Source organism: Streptomyces sp. NBC_00433 (assembly GCA_036015235.1).
GTDB lineage: Bacteria > Actinomycetota > Actinomycetes > Streptomycetales > Streptomycetaceae > Actinacidiphila.
Map to the genome: position 1 here is coordinate 6,500,172 of CP107926.1, position 19,710 is coordinate 6,519,881.

A 19,710-nucleotide genomic window follows, 5' to 3' on the forward strand; every position below is an offset into this window, starting at 1 on the left:
GGCGCCGATCGCCGTTGCGGTGAGCAGGAAGCGGATGACTTTGTCACCTGTGGTGACTGCCATCAGGAACAGCGCCACGACGTAGGCGGCGTGCCAGCCACGCTCTGTCCGCCGCGCGGAAGACCTACGCACTCGACCCCCCGCTCCAGTTCGATCAAAGCTGTCCACCCGCTTTCGCTCGCCGCCCGTTGCACACCCTAGCCACCGACATCCCCTGCTCCTATCCCGTCTGCCGTCGGCCCGCACTCCTGTGGAGCGGGCGTGGTTCAGGGCGTCAAGGTGGAGCGCCCTGCCGGACGAACGACCTTGACGCCCTGGGCCGCGACTGCTCGGCTTGCCCGGGTCGATGGCAGGTGGGATGGGAGCACCCCCGCTCACCACGATGAACGTGCAGACGCCGGCGAGTTGGGGCCATCTCGGAGCCGGAGCGCCCCCGCCGGAGGCATCGTCTTGACCTCGGCTGTGCGGGATCACCTCATGCCGCAGGCCTCCCCCTCGTGGGCGCGCGCGGCGCGGGCCGGGCCGAGCGGGGCGGAGACAGGAGCGACGGCGCGGCCAAGCGCCGGACGCGCGCCCGGCGGAGCGGAGCGCAGCCGGGTGCCTTGAGGAAGTGGAGACAGGTTTCGACAGACCGCAGGGATCAAATCCGGACGGTGTGGAGTTTGGGCGTGCGGTCCGGCGCGATGCGGTAAGTGAGTTGGGCGCGGTCTGCGCTTGCGCGGAGGACTTCCAGGATGAGCGGGCGGTCCCTGGCGCCGTGGGTGACGCGGGTGGTTTCCAGGATTGGGGTGGCGTCCTGGAGTCGGAGTGCGGCGTGCTCGTCGGGGAGCGGCATCCGGGCGCGGACGGTCTCCGACCACCAGAGGGTGTGGCCAGCCTCGGCCAGCAGGGCGTATATGCAGGCGGGCTCGGTGTCCGGGCGGTCGGCAAGCTCGGTGCCCTCGGCGGTGGCGAACGGGATGAGGGTTCGGTGTAGGGCGCGTGTGGCCGTGGCGGCGTGGGTGAGCAGGCGGTCGACGCCGAACAGTGCTTCGTCTTCTCCGAGGCCCAGCAGGGGGCCGGTGGACGTGTTGGTGTGGGTGCGGTAGATGTGCGGCTCCTCGGCCTCCTCCCACTCGACGGCGCTCCCGGCGGTGAATTCTCCGCCGTCGTTGCTGCTGACCGATCGATCGATCGTCAGGACTGGGGACGTCGTTCCTCGGACGAAGCTGCCCTTGCCGTGGATGACCTCAAGGAGCCCTTCGGAGCGGAGGGCCGCGACGGCGTTCCGAACGGTGGGGCGGGAGACCTGGTATCGCGCGATGAGCTGGGCTTCGGAGGGGAGCGGGGCTCCGGGTGGGTACTCGCCGGACGCGATGGCGTCGCGGATGGCGGCGGCCACCTGGCGGTAGAGCGCTCCTGGGCGCTGGATCTCTGACATGCCGCTCCCCTTGTCCGCGTGGTGCGCTCAGTGTCGCTCACGTCACTCGTCAGCATAAGTGCTTGCGTTCGGCCGTCAAGCCTTGCATAGTCGTCACTCGTCAGTACGAGTGACGTCGGCCCAAACTTTGACGTCTGATGGCCTAGGAGGCCGAGCACGCATGCAGTCCATACCGGTGGACACGACTCGCTTGGGCGTACTGAGGTGCGCGGTTGAACCCGAGGCGAAGATCAGCAACTTCGACACGCAGGAGGTCAAGAAGGACAGGGACGGGAACACGATCTACACCGTGGGCGTGATGGTCCGGCAGGAAGGGCGTCGGGTCTCGGTGATCGAGATCTCGGTCACCGGGGAACCCAAGGGCATCACGGAGGGAACGGAGGTCCGGGTGACCGCTGGAGGCCTTCGCCTGGTCGATGGGCGACCGGCACGGCATCAGCTTCCGGGCCGCCGCCATCACCCCCGTACCGCCCACGCCGACGCCGGCCAAGTCCGGTGGTGGTGCCTGATGGGACAACCGATTCTCTTAGTCGCCGGCCTGGTTGCGCTGGCGTGGCTTCTGATCGCATCACGGCAACTGCGCGACCGGCGCCCGGAGTGGTTCTGGTACCTGACCGGCTTCGTCCCCGCGGCAACGCGGGTTATGACCACCTGGCGACGGGTGGCCCGGATCAACGACCTGGCCGTGTCCTACGGGCCGAACCAGCGCGCACTCGGCGGCCTGATCGTCAAGGGCACACCGATACGGCTGCGCTTCCCGCGGCTGACGAGCGTCCGGCCGCTGCCCAACGGCCTGGCCGTCCGGGTACGGCTCCTGCCGGGGCAAACCCCGGCCGCGTTCGTCGAGGCCGCGGACGCCATGGCGCACGCATGGCACATGTTCGCCGTGCGGGTCGCGTCACCTCGGCGCGGCGTCGTCTTGATCAGCGCGACAGCGAGCGATCCGCTGGAGAACCCGCGTCTACCCGGGGATGCGACCGGCGTCCCGCTCCTGTCGGCGGTCGTCGGGGCGCTGGAGACCGGCGGCGCCTGGGTGGTCGACTTCCGCCGCGAGCCTCACTGGCTCGTGGTTGGCGCGACGCGCTCGGGGAAGTCCACGCTCCTGGCCCGGCTGGTGATGCAGCTCGCTCCCCAACCGGTCGCACTGGTCGGCGTGGACTGCAAGGGCGGCATGGAACTGGGCCTCTTCCGCGGGCGGCTCTCGGCGCTGGCCACATCTCGCCCGGAAGCCGTGACCTTGTTCGGGGCGCTGGTCGTCGAGGTGCAGCGGCGCATGAAGGTCTGCCGCGCGGCCGGGGCCCGGTCCATCTGGGAACTGCGGGACGAAGAACGGCCGGTGGCGGTCGTCGTCCTGGTGGACGAGATGGCGGAGCTGTACCTCACCAACGGCTCGCGCGACGACCGTGCGGAGGCCGAACAGTGCTCCACCTACCTCCTCCGCCTGGCCCAACTCGGCGCCGCCCTGGGCGTCCACCTGGTCATCGCCGGTCAACGTGTCGGCGCCGACCTCGGCCCCGGCGTGACCGCGCTGCGCGCTCAGCTCGGCGGACGCATCTGCCACCGCGTCAACGACCCCGCCACCGCGGAGATGACCCTCGGCGACCTGCACAAGGACGCCGTTGCCGTTGCTCAGAGCATCCAGCCCGCTGAACAGGGCATGGCCGTCACCACCGCCGACGCGGCGGGCTGGGTACGGGCTCGCTCGTATCTCACCGTCCCTGCCGATGCCGCCCGGCTGGTCGACGCGTACGCCGACCGGACACCGCACCTGGCGTTCCTGGACGACGCGACGGGAGCCGGTGACCCCTCATGACGACATGGTCCATCCCGCTCGTGGCCGTCTTCGGCCTCGTGTCCGCCCTGCTCGTCCGTGGCCGCGACGTACGGATCTGGGAGGCCGTCGTCCTGGCCCTCTTCGGCTACTACCTCGCTGAGTCGCCCGTCAGCGGCGACGTCTCCGCGGGCGTCGAATGGCTGCTCCGCGGCTTCCTCCACACCTGATCGCAGAAGGACACGCATGCCCATGAGCCGCGTCCGCTGCCCGGCCTGCAAGGGCGAGGGAGCACGTACGACCTGGACAGGACGGCGCCGCCGCTGCCGCATCTGCCGCGGCGCCGGCTCCATCCGCTGACCAGCCCGCCGGACCACCCAACCGCAAGGAGTGATCGCCATGCAGGACCCCCACCCACCACCCAACCGAGCCGCCTCGGCGGCCCACCCCGGAAGGTCCCCACCACCATCACCGCTGAACACACCCCGGCTGCCAGGCGTGCCGTGCTTGCCCATGCGGCACGCCTGGGTCAGCTCAGCGAAACCGACCGCGACATCATCCGGCTCGCCAACCACCCCCAGTTCGACCGCTGGCTCCAGCAGATCACCGCAACAGGTGGCTGCGCCCACCCGATCCACCTCTCCGGCTCCACCACCACCCGCGACGCACTGACCGGAGAGGTCCTCCACCACTACGACACCAGCGGCGAACCCTACGAACGCCTCTCCGTCCGCTGCCGCAACCGCCGGGCCACCGTCTGCCTTCCTGCTCCCGACTCCACGCAGGCGACACCTACCACCTGGTGCGCGCCGGCCTCATGGGCGGCAAGAACATCCCGACCGGTGTCCGACAGCATCCCCGGCTGTTCGTCACCCTCACTGCCCCCGGTTTCGGCGCGGTCCATCGCGCCTCTGAAGACAAGCGTTGCCGCTCCCGCCGCGGGCACTGCGATCACGGTCGGCCTATCGGCTGCGGCTTGGTCCACGCCGATTCCGCATCAGTCGTCGGTCAGCCGCTCTGCCCTGACTGCTACGACTACACCGGGCATGTCTTATGGCACGCACATGCTGGCCGCCTCTGGAAGGCGTTCACTGACAACCTGTACCACCACCTCGCCGTGCGCGCCGCCCAGAGCCGCACTGCCCTGCGCCGATGCATCAGGATCTCCTACGCCAAAGTCGCCGAATACCAGCGTCGGGCGGCCGTTCATGTGCACGCGGTGATACGACTCGACGGAGCGAACGGGTTCGACGACCCTCCGCCTGCGTGGGCGGACGCCATTGTCCTGACCGACGTCGTACGTACGGCGGCTGCCGCTGTCCGACTGAGCGTGCCGTATCAACAGGCACTCGGCGAGTACGAACTGTGCTGGGGTACCCAACTCGACGCCCGACCTCTGTACTCCGATGGCGGCGCGGACGCACTGAACGACGATGCGGTGGCCGCCTACGTGGCGAAGTACGTCACCAAGGGCGCGGCCGAGGTCGGTGCCGGCCTCGACCACCCGGTGCAGTCAGCCGCGGAGATCGCGATGGCACAAGTCTCGCCACACGTCCGCTCCCTCATGGCCGCATGCTGGCGACTCGGCGGACTTCCTGCTCTGGAGTCCCTACGCCTACGCGCCTGGGCTCACTCCCTCGGCTACCGCGGCCATGTACTCACCAAGTCGCGTGTGTACTCCACGACGTACGCAGCCCTGCGCGATGCGCGGACGGAGCATCACAGCCGGCCCGACTGGGCTGACGCCCCCGACGCGGTAACCCTGTCGCGCTGGCGTTACGCCGGCTCCGGCCACACCGCCGGTGCTGCTCTCATCGCGGCAGGTATCGCTCGGAACCGCGAGACAGCCAAGGGCGAGATCACTTCCGGAACGGCTGATGGGTGACCGGGCGACTTCGGCCCGCAGGGGAGCGAGCAGGATCGAAAGTGAGATCGTGGTCGTTGACGACGATGGGACCGAGGAGCCGTTCGACCCTTCGTCGTGGTTCGGATCCGAACAGAAGTCGCCCTGCCGGTCAGCAAAGGCCAGTGCCCCTCGCGTGGCGGAGAGCTAGCCTCAGAACGCTGCTGCGAAGTCGTCCTCTTTGAGCACCAGGCGTTCCCGTACGTCCTTGGGAATCATCAGCTTCATGTGGACGTGCGGGGCGCGGACGCCCTTCACCTTGGTTCGCGTGACCCTGCATCGAATGCCGACCCGGAGAAGGTCCGCAGCCATGGCCTCCATGCCGCCCTCTTCCCAGCGCTGACGGAAGGTCCTGCCGTTGTGGACGGTGATCCAGCGGTCTTGTGTGGTGTCGGAGTCGATCGTCTCCAACTCGCCGATCAGCTTGTCCAAGGTCGCCTGGGCCTGCTCGCGCGTGAAGCGGGTCTTGGCATACCGGCCTCCCGGCTCCAGCTCCTTCATGTAGTAGCTGACAGCCTCCTCCAGGCGCTTCACCTCTCTACGGGCCTCCGCGCCTTGGGCGTACGCGCGCGTCTGTACGGGATCGTCGCCCAGAACGGACAGGACGTCTTGCACGAGCTGTCCGTACACCTCGTCAGGGTTCGGCGCTCCCATGCCGCCGCTGGGGCAGGCTCGGCACCGCAGGTACTTGTACTTCCCGAAGCTGTTCGTGGTGATCTGCACGGTCAGGTTCGTTCCGCAGTCGGCGCATAGGAGGACGCCGAGGAACTTCGTCGCCCCGCTCGGCTGACGAGTGGGCTGGTTCTTGCCGCGTCGGTCAAGTGCTGCCTGTAGGTCGTCGAACTCCTCCTGCGTGAAGATGGCGTCAGCTACCCGGATCGGTTTGCCGTCGGTGCCGAGGACCAGTCTCGACCGACGCGCGCCGCCGCCGTTCTTGTCCTCTTCGACGCGGTACCCCAGGAGGGCGGGGTTGCGCAGTCGGCGGAGCATTGTGCTGGTGGTCAGGGTGCCGTTGCCTCGCGTCGGGATGCCGGCGCGCGTCAGCACCTTGACCATGCGGGTGACGGAGACGCCCCTCATGGACGCACGTCGACACCAGTGCAGGACCCTGTACGCATCGGGATCGATGACGAGCTTCACTTTGCCGTTGTCGTCGTCCGTGGTCATGTAGCCATACGACGGCTTCCCCACCAGCCACTCGGACTGGGTCTTCGTGTAGTCCCAGAGGCTGGCGACGCGCGTGCTCGTGTTGGTGGCCTCGATCTCCGCGATGCCGCCGATGATCGTCACCATGATCTTTCCGGCCGTGGTGGTGAGATCGATGCTGTCGTTCTTGGAAACCAGATTCTTGCCGTACTTCAAGCACCAATCGATCATGGTGGAGAGGTCGGAGAGACGACGTACGAAGCGGTCGAGCTTCCAGAAGAGCAGAACGTCGAACTCAGGAACCCGGTTGTTGAGCCAGTCGCCGAGCTGCTTGCGCTTCCATGGGGGAACCTTCGTGGCCGACACGTTCAGGTCGCTGGCAACCCCGACAACACGGCACCCCATCTCCCGCGCCTTCACCCGCAGGTCGAGTTCCTGCCGAACGGGGGAGGTCGTGTCCTCGGTGAGTACGGACAGCCGAATGGACAGAAGCGCCCGCGGAGCGTCGTCCGGCAACCGGGTCTCGGCCCGCTTCAGCTCCTCAAGTAAGGCCAAGTCTGCGCCTGACCATTCGGTCTCTACGGCGTAGGTCTTCTGGTCCGCTGCGGTGCGAGTCCGCGATCGTTTTCCCATGCCAGAACGGTAGTGGCGGTTTTTGCCTTGTGTCTATCTGCCCGCAGCTCGACCTGGACATCCAGATCGGCCCGACGGGCAAGAAGCTGCTGCCGCTCACCGTTACCAATTCGGGTGGGAATCCCGGAGCCTGACGCGGGCTACTGGGCAGGACTATCTGCCCAGCCGCCCCGGCACCGCCGCGGGCGTCACCCTGGGCCCGGCCGTCAGCGTCGGCGGCCTGATCGCCCCGCTGCTCGGCCTGGTGGCCGACGCGCACGGGCCCCGCGGCGCCCTCGCGGTGCTCTGCGCCGTCCCGCCGGTCGCGCTGGGACTCGGCCTGCTGCTCCCCGAGCCGGGCGGACCGCGTGACGCCCCGCGAGCCGGGCGGACGCGGGTGACGCCCCGCCCCCGGGGGAGGCCGGGTCAGGACGAGGACGGCGGCTGAGCCATCGCGCGCATCAGGGTGCGCATCGTCGGCACGAGGTCCTTACGGAAGGCGGAGGTGTCCGCCACGCGCTGCCGCTCCGGCCCGCCGTCGGCGCCGGTGGGCGCCTGGCCGCGGGACTCGTCCCAGTCGTTGCTGCCGACCAGGGTCAGCGAGAAGACGGCGCCGCCGTGCCGTACGTACAGCGACTGCTGGAAGTCGCCGGCTATGAGATTCGCCTCGTCGCCGAGGCCCTCGGGGTGTGTGATCCGCTCCGGCGACTTCATGTACGACATGAGGAGGCCGGTCTCGGTGGAGGCCGCCGTGGTGGCGTCGGAACGGCTGAGGGCGTCGAACTCGTCCGCGGGGTCCTTCTTCTTGTGCAGCTCGACCGCGACGGCCATCGTGTACGTCTTCGACCAGCCGTCGGCGTCCTTCGCCGAGCCGATCAGGGTGCAGCTGACCCGGTCGAGCGCCGCGCTCCTGGTGACCTTCGGGGGGATCTGGCCGAAGGACACCGAGCCCAGGTCGTCGGCGAGCGGCTGCATGTGGAGGTTGGTGCACGGGGCGGCGTCGACACCGTAGCCGTGCAGGTCGGGCGCCGCTGTGTGCCCGTAGCCGGTGCCCTGCAGCACCGCCGCCCAGACCGCCGACGTCACGACGGCCGCGCCGAGCGCCCACGCCCACGGCCTGCCCGCGAACCGCCCCAGCGGCGGCGGCCGGTCGGTGTCGCTCACCAGGTCCACGGCCCCGGCCGATTCTCCTTCGCCCGCCATCTCCGGCTCGCTGATCATGCCGACCCCACTCCCGCTCACGGCTTCCCCGTCCCACCCTATGGTGACGCCCCGGGCAGGTCAGCGGCAGGTGGCCCTACGCGACGAAGGGGTCCGCGACCCCGGGCGCCCCGGCGAGCACCTGCTCGGCGGCCCGCAGGCCGTGCCAGGCCTCGGCTGCCCCGAACAGTCCGGAGAAGCGGATCACGGCCCGCACATCGTCCGGAGACGCGCCGATCGCCAGCGCCCGCGACACGTGGACGGCGAAAGCCCCGTCGAGCACACCGTGCAGCACATCCGCGGTCAGCGACCCGAAAACCCGCTCCCGCACGGTCAACCGCGTCGTCCCGGCGTAAAGATGGCGCTGCAGTTCGGCGTAGTCGCCCTGGAAGATGAGCAGTTCGCGCAGCGCGTCACCCGACACGCCGTGGGTGAGCCCCATCGTGCTGTGCGACTCGAACGGCATGCCCAGCGTCTGCCGGCAGATGTCGGCGACGACGCACAGCACGACCTTCTCGCGGTCGGTCAACTCCGGGAAGCGGTCCCACCCCTGGTGGTACGTCAGGGTGTCCACCGGCGCCTCGACGGGCATGTCCTGGCTGGAATCCACGGGTGCCTCCACGGTGTTGCCCTGACCGAACGGCCGTAGGGCTACAACTGTAGTCCTACGGTTTCTGCCCATACAATCGCCGCCATGGATGCGACCACTCCGCCCCGGAGCGGAGCCAGGTGCGGCAACAACCCGCGCGGCCAGGGCGAGAGGCTGCGGGCCGACATCATCACCACGGCGACCCGGATGCTGGACGGGCTCGCGGACGACCAGGCGCTGTCACTGCGGGCGGTGGCCCGCGAGGTCGGCATCGCCGCCACGTCCGTCTACCTGCACTTCGCCGACCGCGACGCGCTCGTCCTCGCCACGCTCGAACGCTTCGCCGCGGACATCACGCGGGCGATGGAAGCGGCGGACGCCTCCGCGGCCGACCCCGCGGAGGCGCTCCGCGCGAGGACGCTGCTGCTGGGTGCGTGGGCGCAGGAGCACGCCGGGCTCTACAAGGTGCTCTTCGAGAGCACGCTCAACCAGCGGGTCGAACTGCGCTTCAAGCAGGACTTCGTGGACACCTGCGCGGACGCGGTCCAGCAGTGCGTCGACGCCGGCCTCGTGCCGCGGTGCGACGCGAGGGCCATCGCCCTCGACCTCATGGCGGCGGTGCATGGCAGCGTGTCGCTGCGGATCAATCGCTGCGATGCGGTGTGGCCGCCTTTCCCGGAACAACTCGACCGGTTCCTCACCGGTCTCGTGGGCCTCCCCACCCCGACCTGACCTCGGGCACGCCACTCCCTGCGGGGTGCTGTCACGGACTCCACGGTGCCGCTGTGTGGGGGCTGGTCTCGCAGTTCCCCGAGCCCCTGGGTGGGTGCCTCGTTCTGTCGCGTTCACAGGTGCGGTCCGCTGTGGCTGGTCGCGCAGTTCCCCGCGCCCCTTTGGGTCCTGCATCCTCCTGCGCCAGGCGGTTGCCCCTGGCGGGGACTCTGCGCAGAGGGCACGCGTTTTTCAGGGGCGCGGGGAACTGCGCGACCAGCCCCCACGCGGCGGGGCTGCGGGTCGGAGGGAGGGGTGGCGCACCGTGCGCCCGGGGAGCCCGGGGGCGGGCCGGGCCTCGTACGGGCTTCGCGCCGCGAGGGCAATCGGCGGCGTAACCTTGGTCGGGACGACGTACACCCGATTCGCATGTAGGGACTGAACGACACTGGGCAAGCGACAGCCCGAAGGCCCGCCGCCCGCACCCACGGTGCAGCGCATCCGACTGCGTTACACCAAGCGCGGCCGCCTCCGGTTCACCAGCCACCGCGATTTCCAGCGCGCCTTCGAGCGGGCCCTGCGCCGCGCCGAGGTGCCGATGGCGTACTCGGCGGGTTTCACCCCGCACCCCAAGGTGTCGTATGCCAACGCCGCGCCCACGGGTGTGGGCAGCGAGGCGGAGTATCTGGAGATCGGCCTGGCGCAGTTCCGCGACCCGGAGCTGCTGCGGGCGCTGCTGGACGAGTCGCTGCCTGCCGGACTGGACGTCATCGAGGCGGTCGAGGCCCGCACGTCGGGCCTGGCGGAACGCCTCGAAGCGTCGGTGTGGCAGCTCAGGCTCGACGGGGTCGAGCCCGAGGACGCCCGGCGGGCGGTCGCGGCCTTCCTGGCCGCGGACGCCGTGGAAGTACAGCGCAGCACCAAGAACGGCATCCGCACCTTCGACTGCCGCGCCGCCGTCACGCGGTTCGAGGTCGTCGAGGGCGAGGAGAACCCGGAAGACACGACGTGCCAGGGTGCCGATAGGCCGCAGGACCAGGCCTGTGCGATACTGCGCCTGGTTGTGCGACACCTGACACCTGCCGTGCGACCCGACGACGTACTGTCCGGCCTCCATGCGACGGCCGACCTCGCGCCGCCGGTCCCCGCAGCGGTGACCAGGCTGGCGCAGGGGCCGCTCGACGAGGACACCGGGACGGTCACCGACCCGCTCGCGCTCGATCGCGACGCCGTGACGGTGCCCGCCGGTTCCGCGTAGCCACGTCGTCACGCGTCGCCGACGCACCAGGGAGCCACCCGGGTCCGGCGCCGCAGACCACATGAGACTTTCGTCGGCCCCCCAGAACGGGCGGCCGACGAGCGACACAGCAGCTCCCGTGCGGCGCCCGCGCCCCGGAGGGCGGCCCCCGCGATCCAAGCGGCCTGCCACCTCCGACCTGGACGCGGCGCCCGGGAGCATGACGGGAGCACTGCCCGAATGCCCGACCAGACCGATTCCCAGCCCACCGCAGGCGACACCCCCGCGGAAGCCGCGCCGGCCCGCCGCCGGCGTGCCGCCTCCCGCCCCGCCGGCCCTCCGGCCGGCGCGACCGCGGACGAGTCCGCCGCGGGCGCCGAGGCCGCCCCCGCCACGCGCCGTACGCGCAAGACCGCGGCCGCCGAGCCCGCCGCCACCGACTCCGGTGACGCCCCCGAGGCCGCCGCACCGCGCCGCCGCGCGACCCGCAAGACCGCCGCGAGCGCGGAGGAGCCCGCCGCCGAGGCCGCGACCTCCGAGGACGCCGCCCCGGCCCGACCGCGCCGCCGCGCGACCCGCAAGGCGACCGCCGCGGACGCGCCCGCCGCCGAGGCCCCCGCCGCCACAGAAGCCCCCGCCGAGGCCGCGGCGCCCGAGGAGGCCGCTGCGCCCGCCCGCCGTCGCGCCACCCGCAAGGCGACCGCCCCGGCAGGTTCCCCCGCTGTCACGGAGGAGCCCGCTGCCGAGGCCGAGGCGCCCGCCCGGCGCCGTGCCACCCGCAAGGCGACCGCGCCCGCCGCGGAGGAGCCGGCCGCCCAGGCCGCCGCACCCGCGAGCGAGGAGGCCGCCGTGGACGACGCCGCTCCGGCGCGTCCCCGCCACCGTGCCACCCGCAAGGCGACCGCACCGGCCGGTTCGCCCGCGGTGACCGAGGAGACCGTGGTCGAGTCCGCGGCGCCCGCCGCCGTGGAGCAGCCCGCCGAGGCCGCCGAGCCCGCCGTCTCCGACGCGGCCCCGACCCGTGCCCGCCGCCGTGCCACCCGCAAGGCGACGGCTCCGGCAGGTTCGCCCGCCGTCACGGAGGAGCCCGCCGCCGAAGCCGTGGCTCCGGCCGCTGCCGCCGAGCCCGCTGCCGCCGCCGAGGCCCCCGCACGTACCCCGCGTCGCGCCACCCGCAAGGCGACCGCCCCGGCGGGTTCCCCCGTTGCCGCGGAGGAGCGCGCCGCTGAGGAAGCCCCCGCACGTACGCGGCCGGCCGCCGCCGAAGCCCCCGCCGAGGAGGCCGCTCCCGCAGGGCGGGCCCGGCGCACGCGGAAGAAGGCGGCGCCCGCCGCGACCTTCTCCGCACCCGGCGGCGACGGCTCCCGGCGCCTGAAGCCGGGCGCACTGGCCCCCCAGCAGGACGGCGCTGACCCGGCGGCCGCCGCCGCGCCCGCGACCGCGTACACCGGCAGGGCGCTGCGTGACGGCGACGGCTGGGCCGTCGAGGTCGACGACGCCTACGAGATCCGCGGCTACGGCGCCACGCCCGAGGACGCCGCCGCGCAGGCGGTGACCGCGCTGGCCGACGCCTTCGGCATCCCGGCCGAGTCGCTCACGCTCGACGTACGGAACGAGGCGGCGCCCGCACGCGGCCGCCGCCGGGTCGTACAGCCGCCGACCGCGGTCTTCCAGCCGCCGGTCTTCGGCGCCCCCACCGCCGCGCCCGCGGTGGTCGAGGAGGCCGAGGAGCCCGAGGCGGAGCGCGAGCCCGAGGCCGAGGAGCACGAGGGCGGCGGTCCGCGCCGCCGTCGCCGCCGCAGGGGCGGCGCCGCCGTGGAGGCTGAGCCCGAGGCCGCGCCGAGCACCGAGACCGCCGAGGCGGAGGCCGAGGAGGCCGAGGACGGCGAGAGCGAGGACGGCGAGGACCGCCCGTCGTCCCGTCGCCGCCGTCGCGGTGGCCGCCGCCGCCGTCGCGGCGACTCCGCCGAGCAGGACGACAACGGGTCCGACCAGGACGAGGACGAGGACGAGTCGCAGGACGACGAGGCCGAGTCCGCCGACGAGCACGACGACGACCACCCGCAGGGCGGCGGGACCGGCGGCAGCACCAGCAGCCGCCGTCGCCGCCGTCGCCGCCGCCGCGGTGGCGACGGCGGCGCGGACGACTCGCAGGGCGGCGGCGACGTCGACGACCCGGAGCGTACGGTCGTCAAGGTCCGCGAGCCGCGGCAGAGCCACGAGCCGCTCGGCACCGGCGCCGACCAGGTGCAGTCCATCAAGGGCTCCACTCGTCTGGAAGCCAAGAAGCAGCGCCGCCGCGAAGGCCGCGAGCAGGGCCGCCGCCGGGTGCCGATCATCACCGAGGCCGAGTTCCTGGCCCGCCGCGAGGCGGTCGAGCGCGTCATGGTGGTGCGGCAGAACGGCGAGCGCACCCAGATCGGCGTGCTGGAGGACAACGTCCTCGTCGAGCACTACGTCAACAAGGAGCAGGCCACCTCCTACGTCGGCAACGTCTACCTGGGCAAGGTCCAGAACGTGCTGCCGTCGATGGAGGCCGCCTTCGTCGACATCGGCAAGGGCCGCAACGCGGTGCTCTACGCCGGTGAGGTCAACTTCGAGGCGCTCGGCCTGTCCGGCGGCCCCCGCCGCATCGAGTCCGCGCTCAAGTCCGGCCAGCCGGTGCTCGTCCAGGTCACCAAGGACCCGATCGGCCACAAGGGCGCCCGGCTCACCAGCCAGGTCAGCCTGCCCGGCCGCTACCTGGTCTACGTGCCCGAGGGCTCGATGACCGGCATCAGCCGCAAGCTGCCCGACACCGAGCGCGCCCGGCTCAAGACGATCCTGAAGAAGATCGTCCCCGAGGACGCCGGCGTCATCGTCCGCACCGCCGCGGAAGGCGCCAGCGAGGACGAGCTGCGCCGCGACGTCGAGCGCCTCCAGGCGCAGTGGGACGACATCCAGCGCAAGGCGAAGAACGGCGGCGGCTCCAACGCGCCGACGCTGCTCTACGGCGAGCCCGACATGACCGTCCGCGTCGTCAGGGACATCTTCAACGAGGACTTCTCGAAGGTCATCGTCAGCGGCGACGAGGCGTGGGCCACCATCCACGACTACGTCAGCCACGTCGCGCCCGACCTGGCCGACCGGCTGTCCCGCTGGACGTCCGAGGTGGACGTCTTCGCGACGTACCGCATCGACGAGCAGCTGCTCAAGGCGCTGGACCGCAAGGTGTGGCTGCCGTCCGGCGGCTCGCTGGTGATCGACAAGACCGAGGCGATGGTCGTCGTCGACGTCAACACCGGCAAGTTCACCGGGCAGGGCGGCAACCTGGAGGAGACCGTCACCCGCAACAACCTGGAGGCGGCCGAGGAGATCGTCCGGCAGCTGCGGCTGCGGGACCTCGGCGGCATCGTGGTGGTCGACTTCATCGACATGGTCCTGGAGTCCAACCGCGACCTGGTCATGCGGCGGCTGCTGGAATGCCTCGGCCGGGACCGGACCAAGCACCAGGTGGCCGAGGTCACCTCGCTGGGCCTGGTCCAGATGACCCGCAAGCGGGTCGGCCAGGGCCTGCTCGAGTCCTTCTCCGAGACCTGCGTCCACTGCAACGGGCGCGGCGTCATCGTCCACATGGACCAGGCCACGACCATCGGCGGTGGCGGCAAGCGCAAGCGGCGCGGCGCCAAGGGCCACGAGCACGTGGCCGACGTCGAGACCGACGTCGAGACCGAGGCGGAGGAGCTGCCCGAGCTGGAGCCGATCGAGGTCGGCGAGTCCGACCTCGTCCCGGCGGTCGGCGACCCCGAGGAGGAGTGGTTCGGCAGCGCCGCGGAGGCGGAGGCCGCCGCGAGCCCGTCCCGCGGCCGCAACCGGCGGCGGGGCGCGCGCAAGGCGACCGCGCCCGCCGGGGCGCCCGCCACGGCGGCGGGCGAGGCCGACCAGGCCTTCGTCGTCGTCCCGGTGAGCGAGCCCGACGTCGAGCCGGTGGAAGCGCTGCCCGAGCCCGAGGTCTCCACCGAGCCGCCGGCCCGCGCACGGCGCCGCGCGACCCGCAAGGCCACGGCTCCCGCGGGTTCGCCCGCGGCGGCCGAGGAGGCGGCCGTCATGGTCGTCGCCGCCGAGGCGCCGGCCGCTCCGGCGGTCGCCGCGCTGCCCGAGCCCGAGGTCTCCACCGAGCCGCCGGCCCGCGCACGGCGCCGCGCGACCCGCAAGGTGACCGCGCCCGCGGGTTCGCCCGCGGCGGGAGAGGACACGGAGATCGTCGTGGCCGCGGCCGAGCCCGCTGCCGCGGAGGAGGCCGAGCCTAAGAAGCGGGCGCCCCGCAAGGCCCCCGCCAAGAAGGCGGCGGCCAAGAAGACGGCGACGAAGAAGGCTGCCGCCAAGAAGTCGGCGGCGAAGAAGCCTGCCGCGAAGAAGTCCACAACCTCCGCGGAGTAATCCGCCCCTCAACCCCCGCGCCCCCGGCCCACCCCGGGGCCGCGGGGGTCCCCCGTTGCGCCGGGGGCACGCTTCCCGTCCGCGGGCCCGCATCTGATCTGCGGCTGGCGCCGCGTGGCCCCTCTGCGTTGGTGGGTGCCCCCCAGGGGCGCGGGGCTGCATCTGATCTGCGGCCGGCGCCGCGTGGGCGCTGCTGCGTAGGGCGGCGCCCTACAGGGGCGCCTGGGGGCACCCCCAAGCGCCCCTGAGGGGCACCCCCTGACGCAAGGGGACCGCAGAAGCGGCGCCCCCCGAGGGGGCACCCTCATACGCAAGGGGACCGCGGACACCGCGCCCCGGTGGGGCACCCCCTCGCGCGGGGGGACCGGGGCCCCGGGGCCACCCGGGGGGATTTGACCCGGCCGGAGGCGCTACGTAAAGTTGAGCTTCGGCGTTTCTGCGCCTATCTCCTGAGCACGTTCCTCCCGGTCAGCCGGGAGAGGCCCCCCGCGTGAGACATGGGACGGCTGGCATCAGGGGTCCGAATCGAGCAGAGAGTGAGTTCAACGTGTACGCGATCGTGCGTAGCGGTGGCCGCCAGCACAAGGTGGCCATCGGCGACATCGTCGAGGTCGACAAGATTCCCACCGGCAAGGTCGGCGACGCCGTCGAGCTCTCGACGCTGCTCGTGGTGGACGGCGAAGCCGTCACCAGCGACCCGTGGGTGCTGGCCGGGATCAAGGTCGAGGCCGAGATCGTCGATCACCACAAGGGCCAGAAGATCGACATCCTGCGTTACAAGAACAAGACCGGTTACCGCCGTCGCCAGGGTCACCGCCAGCAGTACACGGCGCTGAAGATCACTGGCATCCCCGCCGCGGCTGCGAAGTAAGGGACTGAGGAGAGATGGCACACAAGAAGGGCGCATCGTCCACCCGGAACGGTCGCGACTCCAACGCTCAGCGGCTCGGCGTCAAGCGCTTCGGCGGCCAGGTCGTCAACGCAGGTGAGATCATCGTCCGCCAGCGCGGCACCCACTTCCACCCCGGCTCCGGCGTCGGCATCGGCAAGGACGACACGCTGTTCGCGCTGTCGGCCGGTGCGGTCGAGTTCGGCACGAAGCGCGGTCGTCGCGTCGTGAACATCGTTCCGGCTGCCTGAACGGCACGCTGAGAGCTTTCCGAGGGCGGACTCGCTTCCCGGTATACGGGAAGCGGGGCCGCCCTCGGCGCGTTATGACTGCGCGTGAATGCGCGCAGACCCGCATGTATCTGGAGGAAACGCCATGACCACCTTCGTGGACCGCGTCGAATTGCATGTCGGCGCGGGTAACGGGGGCCACGGCTGCGCCTCCGTGCACCGGGAGAAGTTCAAGCCGCTGGGCGGCCCCGACGGCGGCAACGGCGGCCGCGGCGGCGACGTGGTCCTGGTCGTCGACCAGGACATCACGACGCTGCTCGACTACCACCACAGCCCGCACCGCAAGGCCACCAACGGCAAGCCGGGGGAGGGCGGCAACCGCTCCGGCAAGGACGGTACGGACCTGGTGCTGCCGGTGCCGGACGGCACGGTCGTGATGGACAAGCACGGCAATGTGCTGGCCGACCTGGTCGGCCAGGGCACCACCTATGTCGCCGGGCAGGGCGGCCGCGGCGGCCTGGGCAATGCGGCGCTGGCCTCGGCCCGCCGCAAGGCGCCGGGCTTCGCGCTGCTGGGTGAGCCGGGTATCGCGCGAGACGTGGTGCTCGAACTGAAGACGGTGGCGGACGTGGCGCTGGTGGGCTACCCCAGCGCCGGCAAGTCCTCGCTGATCTCGGTGCTCTCGGCGGCGAAGCCGAAGATCGCGGACTACCCCTTCACCACGCTGGTGCCGAACCTCGGCGTGGTGACCGCGGGTTCGACCGTCTACACGATCGCCGACGTGCCCGGACTGATCCCCGGCGCCAGCGAGGGGCGGGGCCTGGGGCTGGAGTTCCTGCGGCACGTGGAGCGCTGCTCGGTGCTCGTGCACGTCCTGGACACCGCGACGCTGGAGTCCGACCGCGACCCGGCCACCGACCTGGACGTGATCGAGGCGGAGCTGCGGGCGTACGGCGCCGGTCTGGAGGACCGGCCGCGGATCGTGGTGCTCAACAAGATCGACGTGCCCGACGGGCGCGACCTGGCCGAGATCATCAGGCCCGAGCTGGAGTCACGCGGCTACCAGGTCTTCGAGGTCTCCGCGGTCTCCCACGAGGGCCTGAAGGAACTGTCGTACGCCCTCGCGAAGATCGTGGCCGACACACGTGCCGCCCAGCCGGCCCAGGAGTCCACCCGGGTCGTCATCCGCCCGCAGGCCGTGGACGACGCGGGCTTCACGGTCACGGCCGAGGAGGACAACCTCTTCCGCGTCCGCGGCGAGAAGCCGGAGCGCTGGGTCCGCCAGACCGACTTCACCAACGACGAGGCAGTCGGCTACCTCGCCGACCGCCTCAACCGCCTCGGCGTCGAGACCGAACTCCTCAAGGCCGGCGCCAAGCCGGGCGACGGCGTCGCCATCGGCCCCGACGACGACGCGGTCGTCTTCGACTGGGAGCCCTCGATGGCCGCCGGCGCCGAAATGCTCGGCCGCCGCGGCGAGGACCACCGTTTCGACGCGCCTCGCGCCGCGGTGTCCCGCCGTCGCGACAGGCAGGCGGAGCGCGACGACCCGGAGGCGGAGTACCGCGACTTCGATCCGTTCGAGTGAGCACGGTGTGCGCGTTGCGGTGCCCCCGGATCCCGGACGGAGTCCGGGCAGTCGGGCGATGCCGCTGAGGCCCCTTGGGGCCGAGGCGTGCGAGGTCGGCCGTGGGGAGGTTCTGCCCACCGTTTCGACGCGCCTCGCGCCGCGGTGTCCCGCCGTCGCGACAGGCAGGCGGAGCGCGACGACCCGGAGGCGGAGTACCGCGACTTCGATCCGTTCGAGTGAGCACGGTGTGCGCGTTGCGGTGCCCCCGGATCCCGGACGGAGTCCGGGCAGTCGGGCGATGCCGCTGAGGCCCCTCGGGGCCGAGGCGTGCGAGGTCGGCCGTGGGGAGGTTCTGCCCACCGTTTCGACGCGCCTCGCGCCGCGGTGTCCCGCCGTCGCGACAAGCAGGCGGAGCGCGACGACCCGGAGGCGGAGTACCGCGACTTCGATCCGTTCGAGTATGCACGGTGCGCTCTGGACGGAGTCCGGGCCGCGCCCCGCGCGACTGAGGCCCCCTGGACGGCGTCCAGGGGGCCTCACGCGTGCCGTGCGGGGGCGGGGTCAGAAGGCCGTGGCCGGCGGGGTGTCCTTGGTCAGGATGCGGCGGGAGAGGATGTACGTGAAGGGGATCGCCGCCGCCGCGGCGACCAGGGGGGCGATCTTGTCGTTCATGTTCGCCCACTCCACGAAGGCGTAGACGCCGATGCTGGTCACCACGTAGTTCGTGATGTTGGTCAGCGGGAAGAGAAAGAACTTCTTCCACGTCGGCCGGGTGCGATAAGTGAAGTACGTGTTCAGGAAGAACGACCCGATCATGCTCAGCACGAACGCCAGTGAATACGCGGCGAAATACGGCATCACCGGATGCAGCGCCAGATAGAAGCCGTAGAAGGTCGCGGTGTTGACACCGCCGACCAGCGCGAAGCGGACGATCTGCAGGAGTTGCGGCGAGAGCCTGGGCATCGCGGCGCTCACCGGATCTCCGACCAGTCCCGCCGCTCGGAGGCGGACGGTGCCCGCTCCTCGGTGGCGGGCGCCCCTGCCTGGTCGCCGACGCGGAAGGCGCGTGGCGCGTTGGTCTCCTTGACGAGGAAGTGCGGCCGCCGCTTCGTCTCGTAGTAGATACGGCCGATGTACTCGCCGATCAGCCCGAGCATCATCATCTGCAGCCCGCCGAGGCCGGTGATGGCGACGAGCAGCGTGACGTAGCCGGGCGCGGTCGGCCCCTCGATGATCGCCTGCACGGTGATCACCGCCGCGTAGACCGCCGCGAGAGCGGCAAGGCCGAGGCCGGCGTAGATCGCCACCCGCAGCGGGCGGTTGTTGAACGAGATCAGCCCGTCCATGCCGTAGTTGACCAGCGCCCCGAAGCGCCACTTCGTCTCGCCGGCCTCGCGGGCGGCGTTGCGGTAGTCGAAGGTGACGGTGTCGAAGCCGATCCAGGAGAACAGGCCCTTGGAGAAGCGGTTGTACTCCGGCATGGACAGCAGCGCGTCCACCGCGGCCCGCGACAGCAGCCGGAAGTCGCCGACGCCGTCGGTGAGCTCGACGTCGACCCACTTGTTGATCATGCGGTAGTAGAGCCGGCTGACAGCCGAGCGCACCTTCTTGTCGCCTTCGCGGGTGCGCCGCGCGATCACCTGGTCGTGGCCGAGGTGGTGCAGCTCCAGCATCCGGGAGATCAGCTCCGGCGGGTGCTGGAGGTCGGCGTCCATCAGGACGACCGCGTCGCCGGTGGCCTCGCGCAGGCCGGCCAGCATGCCGGCCTCCTTGCCGAAATTCCGGCTGAAGGAGACGTAGCGGGTGCTGCCCGGGTTCTTCCTGGCGAGCCCGCGAAGCCTTTCGAGCGTCCCGTCCTTGCTGCCGTCGTCGACGTAGCACAACTCGTAGTCGACGGCGAGCGTCTCCAGGGTCTCCCTGATCCGCAGGTCGAAGAGCTCGATGACGGCTTCTTCGTTGTAACAGGGAACTACGATCGACAGTCGCATGAAGGTCACTTTCGGCGCCGTGCGT

General features: G+C 71.4%; 14 protein-coding genes and 2 pseudogenes. 10 read left to right on the forward strand and 6 right to left on the reverse strand.

What is annotated here, in order from left to right:
- Nucleotides 1-640: 640 nt before the first annotated feature.
- Nucleotides 641-1,420, reverse strand: coding sequence for a GntR family transcriptional regulator (locus tag OG900_27690; GenBank protein WUH93518.1), 780 nt, complete (start codon nt 1,418-1,420; stop codon nt 641-643).
- Between the two features lie 160 nt (nt 1,421-1,580).
- Here OG900_27690 and OG900_27695 point away from each other — a divergent pair.
- From OG900_27695 to OG900_27710, 4 genes and pseudogenes are all read left to right on the forward strand, one after another.
- Nucleotides 1,581-1,929 (forward strand): annotated as a pseudogene (locus tag OG900_27695) (hypothetical protein).
- On the forward strand, nt 1,929-3,233 hold the full coding sequence (locus tag OG900_27700; protein WUH93519.1) for an FtsK/SpoIIIE domain-containing protein: 1,305 nt from the start codon (nt 1,929-1,931) through the stop codon (nt 3,231-3,233). Before OG900_27695 ends, OG900_27700 begins: the two are co-directional and overlap by 1 nt.
- The gene (locus OG900_27705) at nt 3,230-3,421 is read left to right on the forward strand and encodes a hypothetical protein (protein WUH93520.1); all 192 of its coding nucleotides are present in this window, start codon (nt 3,230-3,232) and stop codon (nt 3,419-3,421) included. Before OG900_27700 ends, OG900_27705 begins: the two co-directional genes overlap by 4 nt.
- 273 nt (nt 3,422-3,694) lie before the next feature.
- A pseudogene (locus tag OG900_27710) lies at nt 3,695-5,076 on the forward strand (plasmid replication initiator protein).
- 171 nt (nt 5,077-5,247) lie between these two features.
- Here the strand turns inward: OG900_27710 and OG900_27715 are convergent.
- The 3 genes from OG900_27715 to OG900_27725 all read right to left on the reverse strand — a co-directional run bounded on the left by OG900_27715 (nt 5,248) and on the right by OG900_27725 (nt 8,662).
- Nucleotides 5,248-6,873, reverse strand: a complete 1,626-nt coding sequence (locus tag OG900_27715) for a recombinase family protein (protein ID WUH93521.1) — start codon at nt 6,871-6,873, stop codon at nt 5,248-5,250.
- A gap of 405 nt (nt 6,874-7,278) precedes the next feature.
- Nucleotides 7,279-8,073 (reverse strand): hypothetical protein, encoded by a 795-nt coding sequence (locus OG900_27720; protein WUH93522.1) that lies wholly within the window; start codon nt 8,071-8,073, stop codon nt 7,279-7,281.
- 76 nt (nt 8,074-8,149) lie between these two features.
- Entirely contained in the window at nt 8,150-8,662 is a 513-nt protein-coding gene (locus OG900_27725) for a carboxymuconolactone decarboxylase family protein (protein WUH93523.1), read from the reverse strand.
- 84 nt (nt 8,663-8,746) lie between these two features.
- On the opposite strand from OG900_27725, the gene OG900_27730 reads away from it, so the two are divergent.
- The 6 genes from OG900_27730 to obgE all read left to right on the forward strand — a co-directional run bounded on the left by OG900_27730 (nt 8,747) and on the right by obgE (nt 17,715).
- On the forward strand, nt 8,747-9,373 hold the full coding sequence (locus OG900_27730; protein ID WUH93524.1) for a WHG domain-containing protein: 627 nt from the start codon (nt 8,747-8,749) through the stop codon (nt 9,371-9,373).
- Between the two features lie 469 nt (nt 9,374-9,842).
- Nucleotides 9,843-10,610 (forward strand): TIGR03936 family radical SAM-associated protein, encoded by a 768-nt coding sequence (locus OG900_27735; GenBank protein WUH93525.1) that lies wholly within the window; start codon nt 9,843-9,845, stop codon nt 10,608-10,610.
- Between the two features lie 219 nt (nt 10,611-10,829).
- Nucleotides 10,830-15,008, forward strand: a complete 4,179-nt coding sequence (locus OG900_27740) for an Rne/Rng family ribonuclease (protein ID WUH93526.1) — start codon at nt 10,830-10,832, stop codon at nt 15,006-15,008.
- 547 nt (nt 15,009-15,555) lie between these two features.
- On the forward strand, nt 15,556-15,879 hold the full coding sequence (gene rplU / locus OG900_27745; GenBank protein WUH93527.1) for a 50S ribosomal protein L21: 324 nt from the start codon (nt 15,556-15,558) through the stop codon (nt 15,877-15,879).
- 14 nt (nt 15,880-15,893) lie between these two features.
- Nucleotides 15,894-16,148, forward strand: a complete 255-nt coding sequence (gene rpmA, locus OG900_27750) for a 50S ribosomal protein L27 (protein ID WUH93528.1) — start codon at nt 15,894-15,896, stop codon at nt 16,146-16,148.
- Between the two features lie 124 nt (nt 16,149-16,272).
- Nucleotides 16,273-17,715 (forward strand): GTPase ObgE, encoded by a 1,443-nt coding sequence (obgE, locus tag OG900_27755; GenBank protein WUH93529.1) that lies wholly within the window; start codon nt 16,273-16,275, stop codon nt 17,713-17,715.
- 543 nt (nt 17,716-18,258) lie between these two features.
- Here obgE and OG900_27760 read toward each other — a convergent pair.
- Together OG900_27760 and OG900_27765 are read right to left on the reverse strand one after the other, a co-directional pair.
- The gene (locus tag OG900_27760) at nt 18,259-18,660 is read right to left on the reverse strand and encodes a GtrA family protein (protein ID WUH95955.1); all 402 of its coding nucleotides are present in this window, start codon (nt 18,658-18,660) and stop codon (nt 18,259-18,261) included.
- Nucleotides 18,661-18,668: 8 nt separating this feature from the next.
- On the reverse strand, nt 18,669-19,685 hold the full coding sequence (locus OG900_27765; protein ID WUH93530.1) for a glycosyltransferase family 2 protein: 1,017 nt from the start codon (nt 19,683-19,685) through the stop codon (nt 18,669-18,671).
- Nucleotides 19,686-19,710: the final 25 nt, after the last annotated feature.

Coding starts and splice junctions, on each gene's coding strand:
- OG900_27760 (WUH95955.1), bottom strand. CDS start 18,660: ATGCCCAGGCTCTCGCCGCAACTCCTGCAGATCGTCCGCTTCGCGCTG.
- obgE (WUH93529.1), top strand. CDS start 16,273: ATGACCACCTTCGTGGACCGCGTCGAATTGCATGTCGGCGCGGGTAAC.
- OG900_27715 (WUH93521.1), bottom strand. CDS start 6,873: ATGGGAAAACGATCGCGGACTCGCACCGCAGCGGACCAGAAGACCTAC.
- OG900_27705 (WUH93520.1), top strand. CDS start 3,230: ATGACGACATGGTCCATCCCGCTCGTGGCCGTCTTCGGCCTCGTGTCC.
- OG900_27720 (WUH93522.1), bottom strand. CDS start 8,073: ATGATCAGCGAGCCGGAGATGGCGGGCGAAGGAGAATCGGCCGGGGCC.
- OG900_27700 (WUH93519.1), top strand. CDS start 1,929: ATGGGACAACCGATTCTCTTAGTCGCCGGCCTGGTTGCGCTGGCGTGG.
- OG900_27765 (WUH93530.1), bottom strand. CDS start 19,685: ATGCGACTGTCGATCGTAGTTCCCTGTTACAACGAAGAAGCCGTCATC.
- OG900_27740 (WUH93526.1), top strand. CDS start 10,830: ATGCCCGACCAGACCGATTCCCAGCCCACCGCAGGCGACACCCCCGCG.
- OG900_27730 (WUH93524.1), top strand. CDS start 8,747: ATGGATGCGACCACTCCGCCCCGGAGCGGAGCCAGGTGCGGCAACAAC.
- OG900_27690 (WUH93518.1), bottom strand. CDS start 1,420: ATGTCAGAGATCCAGCGCCCAGGAGCGCTCTACCGCCAGGTGGCCGCC.
- rpmA (WUH93528.1), top strand. CDS start 15,894: ATGGCACACAAGAAGGGCGCATCGTCCACCCGGAACGGTCGCGACTCC.